The organism is Streptomyces parvus (genome assembly GCF_014648875.1).
Lineage (GTDB): Bacteria > Actinomycetota > Actinomycetes > Streptomycetales > Streptomycetaceae > Streptomyces > Streptomyces parvus.
Map to the genome: position 1 here is coordinate 622676 of NZ_BMRY01000004.1, position 11661 is coordinate 634336.

12 protein-coding genes are annotated in these 11661 nt (G+C 70.7%); 8 read left to right on the plus strand and 4 right to left on the minus strand.

Annotation, left to right across the window (positions count from 1 at the left end; all coding sequences use genetic code 11):
- Nucleotides 1-49: 49 nt before the first annotated feature.
- The 4 genes from IE140_RS16315 to IE140_RS16330 form a co-directional block, all read right to left on the minus strand.
- Entirely contained in the window at nucleotides 50-1660 is a 1611-nt protein-coding gene (locus IE140_RS16315) for a beta-N-acetylhexosaminidase (protein ID WP_189460465.1), read from the minus strand.
- 83 nt (nucleotides 1661-1743) lie between these two features.
- Entirely contained in the window at nucleotides 1744-2589 is an 846-nt protein-coding gene (locus tag IE140_RS16320) for a carbohydrate ABC transporter permease (RefSeq protein ID WP_093445174.1), read from the minus strand.
- Nucleotides 2586-3578, minus strand: a complete 993-nt coding sequence (locus tag IE140_RS16325; RefSeq protein ID WP_150198478.1) for a carbohydrate ABC transporter permease — start codon at nucleotides 3576-3578, stop codon at nucleotides 2586-2588. Before IE140_RS16325 ends, IE140_RS16320 begins: the two co-directional genes overlap by 4 nt.
- Before the next feature lie 42 nt (nucleotides 3579-3620).
- Entirely contained in the window at nucleotides 3621-4889 is a 1269-nt protein-coding gene (locus tag IE140_RS16330) for an extracellular solute-binding protein (protein ID WP_150198476.1), read from the minus strand.
- A 281-nt stretch (nucleotides 4890-5170) separates the two neighbouring features.
- Between IE140_RS16330 and IE140_RS16335 the strand changes: the two genes are divergently transcribed.
- The 8 genes from IE140_RS16335 (at nucleotide 5171) to IE140_RS16370 (ending at nucleotide 11657) form a co-directional block, all read left to right on the plus strand.
- Nucleotides 5171-6010: a GntR family transcriptional regulator gene (locus IE140_RS16335; RefSeq protein WP_032775342.1), complete on the plus strand. Its 840-nt coding sequence runs from the start codon at nucleotides 5171-5173 to the stop codon at nucleotides 6008-6010.
- A gap of 137 nt (nucleotides 6011-6147) precedes the next feature.
- Complete coding sequence (locus IE140_RS16340; protein WP_189460467.1) at nucleotides 6148-7386, plus strand: lactonase family protein; 1239 nt, start codon at nucleotides 6148-6150, stop codon at nucleotides 7384-7386.
- Between the two features lie 110 nt (nucleotides 7387-7496).
- On the plus strand, nucleotides 7497-7748 hold the full coding sequence (locus IE140_RS16345; protein ID WP_088574834.1) for a YkoF family thiamine-binding protein: 252 nt from the start codon (nucleotides 7497-7499) through the stop codon (nucleotides 7746-7748).
- On the plus strand, nucleotides 7745-8143 hold the full coding sequence (locus IE140_RS16350; protein ID WP_030710192.1) for a helix-turn-helix domain-containing protein: 399 nt from the start codon (nucleotides 7745-7747) through the stop codon (nucleotides 8141-8143). The genes IE140_RS16345 and IE140_RS16350 overlap by 4 nt, the downstream gene beginning before the upstream one ends.
- A 164-nt stretch (nucleotides 8144-8307) precedes the next feature.
- The gene (gene uraD / locus IE140_RS16355; protein WP_150197682.1) at nucleotides 8308-8844 is read left to right on the plus strand and encodes a 2-oxo-4-hydroxy-4-carboxy-5-ureidoimidazoline decarboxylase; all 537 of its coding nucleotides are present in this window, start codon (nucleotides 8308-8310) and stop codon (nucleotides 8842-8844) included.
- Between the two features lie 20 nt (nucleotides 8845-8864).
- Complete coding sequence (uraH, locus tag IE140_RS16360) at nucleotides 8865-9254, plus strand: hydroxyisourate hydrolase (protein ID WP_032768082.1); 390 nt, start codon at nucleotides 8865-8867, stop codon at nucleotides 9252-9254.
- Between the two features lie 7 nt (nucleotides 9255-9261).
- Entirely contained in the window at nucleotides 9262-10185 is a 924-nt protein-coding gene (gene pucL, locus IE140_RS16365; RefSeq protein WP_032767945.1) for a factor-independent urate hydroxylase, read from the plus strand.
- A 68-nt stretch (nucleotides 10186-10253) separates the two neighbouring features.
- Nucleotides 10254-11657 (plus strand): nucleobase:cation symporter-2 family protein, encoded by a 1404-nt coding sequence (locus tag IE140_RS16370; protein WP_150197683.1) that lies wholly within the window; start codon nucleotides 10254-10256, stop codon nucleotides 11655-11657.
- Nucleotides 11658-11661: the final 4 nt, after the last annotated feature.

The window sequence follows — 11661 nt, forward strand, 5'->3', positions numbered from 1 at the left end:
GGGTGTGTTCACAGGCGTGTTCCTCTCCGGAACGGTGGTGGGGGAGTGGTTACGGGTGGAGTCGCGCTGTTCCTGCGGAGGGGGACGCGGACACGGCCGTCGCGAGCGACCGCGCGTCCAGGGGGCGGTAGGGGACGCCCAGAGCGTCCAGCCGGGCGGTGTGATGGCGCAGCCGCTCGACGAACCCCGGCCAGTCGCCGCGCCCGCCGGACCAGGAACGGTCGGCCAGCGCGCAGAGCCGGGGAAAGCTGAGGTACTCGATCTCCTTGGGGGTACGGGCGTACTCCGTCCACAGCTGGACCTGGGTCCCGAGCACCCGGGCCCGCTCCTCCTCCGGCCAGTCGTGCGGGGCCGGTTCGTAGCCGTGGACCGTGTGCAGCGGGACCGGCGCGCCGGGCTGCGCGACCGGCTCGGACGGGTCCGTGGACTGGGCGTAGTCGAGATAGGTCGCCCGGTGGTGCGCGGCGATCACCTGATGGCCGCGGCGGGCGGCGGCCCGGGCGTGCGTGCCGTCGCGCCAGGTCATCACCGTGAACTCCGGGGGGAGTTCGGCGCCGTACTCGACCCAGCCGAGCGGGATCCGGCCGCGCTCCACCAGGAACGCCCCGATGCGGCCCATGAACCAGCCGTGCAGATCGGCCGGGCCCGCGAGCCCCAGGGCCGCCGCGCGTTCCCGGGCGGCCGGGCTGTCCTCCCACTCGGTGGTCGGGCACTCCTCGCCGCCGATGTGGATGTACGGCGACGGGAAGACGTCCATCACCTCCTCCAGCACGGCCCGGCAGAAGTCGAAGACCCCCTCGTGCACGCCGAGGGTCGTGTCGCACACCCCCCACCGGGTCCACACATCCAGTTGTCGTCCCGGGTGGTTGCCCAGCTCCGGGTAGGCGGCGAGCGCGGACCGTACATGGCCGGGCATCTCGATCTCCGGTACGACGGTGATCCCGCGCTCCGCCGCGTACCGCACCAGTCCCCTCAACTCCGCCTTGGTGTAGTGGCCTTCGTGCGCCACCGCGTCGAAGTGCGCCCCGTCCGGACCGGTCGGGCCCTTCTGCGACCGGGCCCGCCGGGAGCCGACCGAGGTCAGCCGGGGGTAGGCGTCGACCGGCATCCGCCAGCCCTGGTCGTCGGTGAGGTGGAGGTGCAGGACGTTCAGCTTGTGCAGCGCCAACAGGTCCACGTACCGGTGCAGATAGCCGATCGGCTGGAAGCGCCGCGCCACGTCCAGCATCGCCCCGCGCCACGGCCGGTCCGGTACGTCGGTGATCTCGACGCAGGGCAGCTCCCAGGAGCCGCCGCCCGCCACTCTGCCCGACAGGGCCTCGGCGGGCAGGAGTTGGCGGATCGTCTGGATGCCCCGGAGCAGCCCGGTGCGGTGGGCGGCGCGCAGCTGGAGCGCCTGCGGGGCGACCGTGAGCCCGTACCCCTCCTCGCCGAGGCCGCCGAGCCGGTCGTCCAGGGCGAGGACGACCCGGCCGTCGGGCGAGGGGGTGAGCGGCAGGCCCGCGGGGTGGCCGACCAGGGTGCGTAGCAGGTCAGCCGCCTGCTCCGCGCCCGGCAGCGCGCGGACGGTGGTTTCCCGGTCCAGGGTGAGCCGGCCGCCGAGCGAGGAGAGCTTGCCGGGGTGGGGGAGGAGGGAGGGGGCGGGGTGCGGTGCGGGCACGGGGACTCCGGATTCGGCTCGCGGGCAGGCGGACTGGCGGAGGGACGGGGTGGCACAGGGGGGCGAGCGGCGTTCTCCGCTGCTCAGCCCTTCACGGCACCGGCGGCGAAACCGGACGTGACATGGCGCTGGAGCACCAGGAAGATCACCAGGGCGGGCAGTGCGAAGAGGGTGGAGGCGGCCATCGTGGCGCCCCAGTCGGTGCCGAAGGTGTTCTGGAAGGACGACAGCCAGACCGGCAGCGTCCGGTTGTCCTGCTGCTTGATGATCAGGAAGTTGGCGTAGGCGAACTCGTTCCAGGCGGTGATGAAGCCGAACAGCGAGGTCGCCATCAGGCCCGGTGCCAGCAGCGGCATCGCCACCCGCCAGAACGCCCCGGTCCGGGTGCAGCCGTCGACCTGCGCCGCCTCTTCCAGCTCCGGCGGGATCGTCCCGATGAAGCCGCGCAGCACCACGACCGTGAACGGCAGCGTGATCATGAAGTAGATCAGCGTCAGCGTCGGCAGCCGGTCCAGCATGTTCGTGTCCCGGGAGATGATGTAGATCGGGATGATCAGCGACTCCCAGGGCGCCATCTGCGCGATGAAGATCATCAGCATGAACTGCCGCCGGCCCCGCCACCGCAGCCGCGCCACGGCGTACGCCGCGCCCAGCGCCACCAGCAGCGCCAGCAGGACCGCCCCCAGCGTGACCAGGATGCTGTTGCGCCAGAACAGGGCGAACCCGTCGGCGTCCACGGCCCGTTGGAAGTGGTCGAGGGTCCAGGTGTGCGGGAAGAGCTGCGGGTCGGCGGACTGGATGTCCTTGGACGGCTTGAAGGCCGTGGAGATCATCCAGTACACGGGGAAGAGGCAGACCGCGACGGTCACGGCGGCGGCGAGGTGCAGCGGGAGGCGGCGAAGACGCGGGCGTACGGTACGGGTGCTCATCGGGTCTCGTCCTCCTGGCGGAGCATCTGGCGGAAGTAGAGGACGAGCACCCCGGACATCAGGACCACGGTGACCATCGAGGCGGCGGAACCGAGGTCGTACCGCTGGCTGGAGAGCGCGGTCTGCACGGCGTGGACCGGCAGGATCGTCGTGGCGTCGCCCGGCCCGCCCCGGGTCATCACCCAGATCTGGACGAACGCCTTGAACGTCCAGATCACCTCCAGCGACACCACCAGCAGGAAGATCGGCCGCAGGATCGGGAAGGTGACCGAGCGGAAGATCCGCCCCGCGCCCGCCCCGTCCAGCCGCGCCGACTCGTACAGCTCGGGGGAGACGGTCGTCAGCGCTGAGTACAGGGTGATCGCGGCGAACGGCACCGACTGCCACACGATCAGCGTCACCAGGATCGCGAAGGCCGCGGTGCCGTTGGCGAACCACGGATAGCGGTCGAAGGAGTCGAGGCCGAGCGAGGTCAGCGACCAGTTGACGATGCCGAACTCCGAGTGGAAGAGCCACTGGAAGACGGTGGTCGCGGCGACCACCGGCATCGCCCAGGCCAGCACCAGCGAGCACAGCACCACCGTGCGCCCGATCCGGCCCAGCCGCTCCACCATCAGGGCGACCAGGGTGGCGATCACCATGATCAGGACGACGTTGACGGCCATGAACAGGAACGTGCGGCGGACCACCTCCCAGAACCGTGGGTCCGTCAGCAGCGTCCGGTAGTTCCGCAGGCCGACGAAGTCCGCGTCACCGGCGATCAGCTGCCGCAGCCGGAAGTCCTGGAACGAGATCAGGACGGCCCGCACCAGCGGGTAGACCAGTAGATAGAGCATGCCGCCGACGGCGGGGGCGACGAGAGCGTACGGCCAGAGCTCCTGCGCTCTGCCCGTTCCCCTGCGCCGGGGCGGGGACGTGCGTGCGGCGAGGCGCGGGGCCGGGCGTCGCCGGGGGGTGCTGGGTGCGGTCCGTTGGCCGACGACCGGCACGGCGCGCCTCCTTTCTCGGAGCCGGGAGAGGGCGGATCGGGGTCAGGAGCCGGCGTTCATGGCCCGGGTGATGTCCTGCGAGGCCTTCGCCGCCTCCTTCGCCGGATCACCTCCGGTGAGCACGGCCGTCATGTAGTCCTTGATCGGGTTCTCCGCCTCGACCGCCGCCCAGCCCGGGGTGTTGGGCGTGGCGTGACCGTTGGCCGCGCCGACCGCCATCGCGGCGGCCCCCGGGTCTTCGGCCACGGCGGAGGCCAGCGAGGTCCGGTTCGGTACGTAGCTCATGGCGACGGCGAGCTTCTTCTGCCAGGTGTCCCCGGTCAGCTCCTTGATGAAGGTGACCGCCTCGTCGGGGTGGGCCGCGGCGGCCGGCACGACCAGGTCGGAGCCGCCGGTGAAGACCGCCCCCGGGGTGTCCGCCGTCTTGCCCGGGATCGGGAAGAAGGCGAGCTTGCCCTTGAGTTCGGGGTTGTTCTCCGCGATGACGTTGGCCCCGCCCGGGGTGGAGATGACCTGGGCCACCTTGCCCTGGGCCATCACCTCGGCCTGCGGCGGGTCGTCCTCGTCGGAGTCCTTGGGGCCCTTGCCGAGCGCCTGGAGCTGCTCGTAGAACTCCATGCCGCGCAGCGCCTCCGGGGTGTCCAGCGCGCCGGACCACTTCCCGCCGGACTCGGCTGCGAGGTCGCCGCCCTCGTCCCAGATGAACCCGGCCAGCGCGTACCACATCTGTCCCGGCAGGTAGATGCCCTGCGTGCCGCCCCTGTTGAGCTTCGCCGTGGCGTCGATCCACTGCTCGCGGGTCTTGATCCCCGCCGCGTCGACGCCCGCCTTCTCGAAGAGGTCGGTGCGGTAGATGATCACCCGGTTCGCCGCGTAGTACGGGATGCCGTACTGCTTGCCCTCGTACGAGCCCGGCTCGGCCAGGCCCCTCAGCCAGTCGTCGCCGTTCAGCTCGTCCTTGCGGTCGCTGAGGTCGAGCAGCCCGCCGCTCTCCGCGTACTGGGCCACCTGGGTGTTGCCCGCCTCGATGACGTCCGGGGCGTCGTTGCTGGCCAGGGCGGCGGTGATCTTCTGGCCGATCCCGTCCCACTCCTGGATCTGGATCTTCACGTCGATCGTCGGGTGGCGTTTCTCGAAGTCCGCGGTGAACTCCTTCTGGAACTGGGCCGAGACGCTGTCGCGCATCAGCCACACATCCACCGTCGTCGGGCCGTCCCCGTTTCCGGAGTCCGGCCCGGACGACGGACCACAGGCACTGAGCGCGGCGGTCAGGACGAGCACGGACCCACCGGCGAGCAAGCGGTACTTCACGGTTCACCTCGGAAGCAGAATGGATCGGACGGACCTGACGAGGCCTGACCACCTGACCAGTGAGGCTCACTGGACAGCTTGCCTCTCGGTGGTGGATGAAGGTGGCATAGACCAATGAGGCCGTCAACCCCTCGCGTAAGAAGGGAATTTGGTGATCTGTGCGTAACGAGATCGCTTATGCGTTCCAGGGGAGGCGCTACACTTCACCTGACCAGCAGGCCAGTTGGGGTGGCGGGATGGTCAACTGGTAAGGGGAAAGTCGGCCGCCGGGAGGGGAGACCATGGACGCGGACGTGCCGGGGACGGTGCTCAAGCGGGAGCGGACCCGCGATGCCGTACTGGAGCTGATCGAGTCGCGCAGCCCCGGGGACGCCATCCCCTCCGAGCGCGCCCTGTGCGCCCTGCTCGGCGTCTCCCGGCCCACGGTGCGCGCCGCGGTCGACGAGCTGGTCGCCGCCGGACTCCTGGTGCGCGAGCACGGCCGGGGCATGTTCGTCGCCCCCGCGAAGATCACCCAGGAGCTGGTCGCCGGGGACCGGGCGCTCGGCGTGCCGCAGGCGGCGGGGGCCTGGTCGAGCCGGCTGCTGGAGTTCACCACGCTCCAGGCGGGGGCCCGGGTCGGCCGCAAGCTGCGCATGTCACCGGCCGCCGAGATCGTCTACGTGGCGCGGCTGCGGCTGGTCGACGGCGCGCCGATGGCCATCGAGCATCTGCATATCCGGGCGGAGCTGGTGCCGGGACTCAGCGCCCAGGAGCTGGAGAGCGGCGACCTGTACGAGCATCTGCGGGCCACCCACGGCGTGCACGTCCACGAGGCGGTCCAGGCGATCGAGCCCACCGTCGTCACCCGCGCCGAGGCCGGACTGCTCGACGTCCCGGAGCTGTCCCCGGCGCTGCTCTTCGAACGGCTGACCTCCGACACCACGGGCCGTCCGGTGGAGTACGTCCACTCACTCTACCGGGGCGACCGCTACCGGATCGTCTCCCGGCTCGCGCTCGGCCCGGCGGCCGAGGTCGCCCCCGACCTGGAGGGACACCACCCGGGCATCCCGCCCGGCGACTTCGCCCACGGCGACGCCATCACCTCCTCGACCAGGGGGGACATCCAGGCGGGCGGCTGATCGCCCGTCATCCGGCGGCAGTTGCCGACGTTGCGCAGGGTGCAACTCATGTTGCACCTCTTGCCGTGCGGGCGTCGACGGGGTCAGGGTGGCGGACGCATCCGAAGCCGCCGCCCCCCACACCCGAGGTGCCTCGCATGAAGCCGTCCCGCCACCCGGCAACCCACCCGTCCTCCGGCCCCGAACGCCCCGCTCCCGCGCCCGGCCTCCCCGCCCTCCCCGGCCGCCGGGGCTTCCTCGGCGGTCTGCTGGCCACCGCCGCCGCGGCAGCCGCGGGACCCGCCCTCGCCGCCCCCGCCCACGCCTCGGCCCGTCCGGCCGCCGCGCCCTCCCCGCGCGCCACCCGCCCGCTGCTCCTCGGCACGTACACCTCCGAGGCGGGAGGCGGCACCGGCATCGGCACCGCCACGTACGACACGGCCACCGGCGCCATCACTCCGGGCCCCGTGATCACCGGCGTCGACAACCCCTCCTACCTGGCCCTCCACCCCTCCGGCTCCACCGTCTATGCGGTCGCCGAGCAGGACCCGGGCGCGGTCACCGCCGTGCGGCTCGCGCCGGACGGAACGTACGAGGTGCTCGGCAGCCGTCCCACCGGCGGCTCCGGGACCACCCACCTCTCCGTCCACCCCTCCGGGCGCTGGCTGCTGAGCGCGGACTACGGCTCCGGCAGCGTCGCCGTGCACCCGATCACCGAGGACGGCTCGCTGGGCGAGCGCAGCGACCTGGTCACCCACAGCTCGCCGCCGCCCGGACCCGGCCAGGGCGGGCCGCACGCCCACCAGATCGTCACCGCCCCCGACGGAGGCCATGTCCTCGCCGTCGACCTGGGCACCGACACCGTGTACACATACGCACTCGACGAGTCCGCCGGGACGCTCACCGAGGTCTCCCGAGCCGCCCTGGCCCCCGGCTCCGGCCCCCGCCACCTGGCCTTCCACCCCGGCGGGCGCTCCGCCTACCTGGCCTGCGAGCTGGACGACACGCTGGTCGTCTGCGCGTACGACCCCGCCACCGGCGCCCTCACCCCGGGGCCCGGCCAGTCCACCGGCACGGGATCCGGCACCAGCTATCCCGCCCAGCCGGTCGTCACCGGCGACGGGGCGTACGTCTACCTCGCCAACCGGGGCCCCAACAGCCTCACCCGTTACGCCGTGGAAAACGACGGGGCGGCCGTTCGGCTGCTGGACACCGTGCCCGTCGGCGGCGACTGGCCCCGGCAGCTCGCCCTGTCCCCGGACAGCTCCCTTCTCTTCGCCGCCAACCAGCGCTCTTCCACCGTCACCGTCTTCCGCGTCGGCCCCGACGGCTCCCTCACCGCCGTCGGCGACCCCTTCCCCGCCCCGGTCGCGGTCTGCGTCCTGCCGCTCCCGTGACCACCCCCGTACGGGGCCCCGCGCACACCGGGGGCGGGGCCCCGGAGAGCGGTTACAGTCGTGGCCGAGCCGCGCGCCCGCACCCGCGGCGAGGACATCAGGGAGGCACAGTGCGCTTGAGGGTGGAATTCACCACCGAGCCCTTCGATCTCGACGAGGCGCCCACCCACGCCGTGGTGGCCCGGGAGGTGATCCAGGGCGCCGAGCTGGACGCCGTCGACGTCGGCCCCTTCGGCAACACCGCGGAAGGGGGAGCGGACGAGGTGCTCACCGCCGTGGACTCCCTGCTGCGCCGGACCCTGGCCTCGGGTGCCACCCGGGTCTCGCTCCAGGTGAACGTGATCGAGGAGGAGATCCGGTGACCGAATCCGCCGATAACGTTCCGGTCACCGTCGACCACCCCTTCGTATCGGCCGTCAAGCCGCTCGTCGACGCGATGGGCGCCGAGCTGCTGGGCCCCGAGCAGGCTCAGCCGGACGACGTGGTGCTCGCCTGGGAGGGCCAGGACGTCATAGCCGTACGCCTGCCCCAGCTCTCCGACTCGCTGGACCACATCCTCGCCGCGATGGAGCGACGGCACGGGATGCCGCTCTCCGACCTGGACCGCAAGGCCAAGCAGAGCGTCGTCCGGACCCTGGAGGCACGCGGTGCCTTCTCGGTGCGGCACGGGGTGGAGACCGTGGCCGGCGCCCTGGGCGTATCCCGGTTCACCGTGTACAACTACCTGAACCGGGAACATACGGCCAAGGGTGAGTAGTTGGCCGAACCCGCCGAACACACAGGAAAGCCGCCGTCCGCATGCCGGGACGGCGGCTTTCTTCGTTCGCGATATTTCAACAAAGTGTTGACGTCGTGTTGCGGAGGGCGTTAGCTATCCGCAGCCCGAACAACGCACAGCGAAAAACAGCCACGGAGGCTCCCGTGACTTCGAGCTCCACACCGGGCCTCACCCGGTTCAACACCCTGGCGGACGGCGAGGCCACCCCCGCACTGCACGAGGTGTGTGCCAGTGCGACCTGGGGAAACAGCATCCTCGCCGGGCGTCCGTACGCCACCGAAGAAGCCCTGCTCTCCGCGAGCGACGCCGCCATGGCGACGCTCACCGCGGAGGATCTGGCCGATGCGATGGCCGGCCACCCGCCGATCGGCCGCCCGAAGCCCGGCGACCCGACCTCCTCCCGTGAGCAGCGGGGGATGGCCGGCGCCTCCGAGGAGCTCAAGACCGAGATGCTCGAACTGAACCTGGCCTACCAGGAGCGGTTCGGACATGTCTTCCTGATCTGCGCCACCGGCGCCACCGGTGAGCAGATGCGCGACGCGGTGAAGTCCCGGATCGGGAACTCGCCCGAGCAGGAGCAGGAGATCGTGCGCACCGAACTGGGCAAGATCAACCGCATCCGGCTGACCCGTCTCGTGACGGAGGCCCTCGCAGAGGACGCCCCCGCACAGGACTCTTGAGATCTAGGAGAGTGACGGTCTTGAGTACCGACACGACCGCATCGGTGTCCACCCACATCCTGGACACCAGCATCGGCCGCCCCGCCGCATCCGTCGCCGTCTCGCTCGCCGCCCGCAGCGGAAGCGACGCGCCGTACGTGACGCTCGGAGCGTCCGCGACCGATGCGGACGGGCGTTGCAAGGACCTGCCGGCGCTGCCGGAAGGAACGACCCACGTGCGTCTCGAGTTCGACACCGAGACGTACTTTTCCAAGAAGCAAGCCGAGGCGCAGCAGGACGCCCCCCGCGTAAGGGACAGCGGCGCGTTCTTCCCGGAAGTGACGATCGCCTTCGCGGTCGTGCCGGGCGAGCACTATCACGTACCGCTGCTGCTCAACCCGTTCGGCTACTCCGTTTACCGAGGGAGCTAGCACCGACATGCCCACGATTCTCGGCCAGAACCAGTACGGCAAAGCAGAGAACCGCGTCGTAAAGATCACGCGGGACGGCGACACCCACCACATCAAGGACCTGAACGTCTCGGTCGCCCTCTCCGGCGACATGGACGACGTGCACTACTCCGGCTCCAACGCGAACGTCCTGCCGACCGACACCACCAAGAACACGGTGTTCGCGTTCGCCAAGGAGCACGGGATCGAGTCCGCCGAGCAGTTCGGCATCCACCTCGCCCGGCACTTCGTCTCCTCGCAGGAGCCGATCCACCGCGCCCGGATCCGGATCGAGGAGTACGCCTGGGAGCGCATCGCGACCTCCGACGGCAACTCCAAGTTCATCGGCGCCGACGAGGTGAAGCACTCCTTCGCCCGCAAGGGCATGGAGACCCGCGTCTCCCAGATCACCTACGACGGTGAGAACTGGGAGGTCATCTCGGGCCTCAAGGACCTGACCGTGATGAACTCGACCAACTCCGAGTTCTGGGGCTACGTCAAGGACAAGTACACGACGCTCAAGGAGGCGTACGACCGCATCCTGGCGACGGACGTCTCGGCCCGCTGGCGCTACAACTGGACCAGCGACGAGCAGCGCATGCCGAACTGGGAGAAGTCCTACGAGCAGGCGCGCAAGCACATGCTCCACGCCTTCGCCGAGACGTACTCCCTCTCGCTCCAGCAGACCCTGTACCAGATGGGTTCGCGCATCATCAACAGCCGCAGCGAGATCGACGAGATCCGCTTCTCGCTGCCGAACAACCACCACTTCCTGGTGGACCTCGAACCGTTCGGCCTCAAGAACGACAATGAGGTCTACTTCGCGGCGGACCGTCCCTACGGTCTGATCGAGGCCACCGTGCTCCGGGACGGCGTCGAGCCGAAGATCCCGGTCGACATGACCAACCTCTGACGCGGCACTGAACCGGCCGCCGTCCGCCCGCAGACGGGCGGCGGCCGGTCATCCCGGAGGGAACACCCATGGCACAGCCTGCAACGGGGCCGGCCGAAAGCCCAGGCAAAGACCCCTCGAAAACCTTCGCCGACCCGGCGGTTCACCCGGTCGACGAAAAGCTTCCCCCCGCGCGGCTCGTCCCCGCCGCGCTCCAGCACATCGCCGCCATGTACGCGGGCGTCGTCACCCCTCCGCTCATCATCGGCCAGGCCGTCGGCCTGGACACCGCCGGTATGACCCGGCTCATCGCGGCCGGCCTCCTGATCGCCGGACTCGCCACGATCCTCCAGACGATCGGTCTCGGCCCCTTCGCCGGAAACCGGCTCCCCTTCGTCAACGCCGCCTCCTCCGCCGGGATCGCGCCGATGCTCGCCATCGCCGAGACCAGCGCACCGGGCCACCAACTCCCCGCGATCTACGGGGCGGTGCTCGTCGCAGGAGTGTTCTGCCTGGCCGTCGGCCCCTTCTTCGGCCGGCTGCTGCGCTTCTTCCCGCCGCTCGTCACCGGCGTGGTCATCACCCTCATCGGCGTCACCCTCATGCCCGTGCCCGTCGCCTGGGCGCAGGGCGGCGACGCCACCGCCGACGACTTCGGTGCCATGAAGTACCTGGCGCTGGCCGCCTTCACCCTCGTCGTCATCCTGCTCGTCCAGCGTTTCGGGCGCGGCTTCCTCAAGCAAGTCGCCCTGCTGGTCGGCATGTTCGTCGGCACGCTGGCCGCGATCCCGTTCGGACTCGCCGACTTCTCCGCGCTGAAGTCCGCCCCGCTCGCCGCCCTGCCGACCCCCTTCGCCTTCGGCGCTCCGGAGTTCCAGCCCGCCGCGATCCTCTCGCTCTGCATCGTCATGCTCGTCCTGATGACGGAGTCCTCCGCCGGGATGCTCGCCCTCGGCGAGATCTGCGAGCGCCGCACCGACGGGCGTACGATCACCCGCGGCCTGCGCACCGACGGCATCGCCACCCTCCTCGGCCCGGTCTTCGGTGGCTTCCCCACCAGCGCCTTCGCCCAGAACGTCGGCGTCGTCTCACTGACCCGCGTCCGCAGCCGGTACGTCGTCGCGGCGGCCGGAGGGGCCCTGCTGATCCTCGGCGCCTTCCCGGTGCTCGGCGCGGTCGTCTCGCTCGTGCCCATGCCGGTCCTCGGCGGCGCCGGCATCGTCCTCTTCGGCTCCATCGCCGTGAGCGGCATCCGTACGCTCTCCGAGGCGGGCCTCGACGACAGCTCCAACATCATCCTGGTGGCCGTCGCGCTCGGCGCGGGCATCATCCCGCTCGCCGCGCCCACCTTCTACGCCGGTTTCCCGGCCTGGGCGCAGACCGTCCTCGGCTCCGGGATCAGCGCGGGAGCACTGGTCGCGGTCGTGCTCAACCTGTTCTTCCACCATCTCGGCACCCACAGCCGCACCGCTGTGGCACTCAAATCCTCCTAGGGTC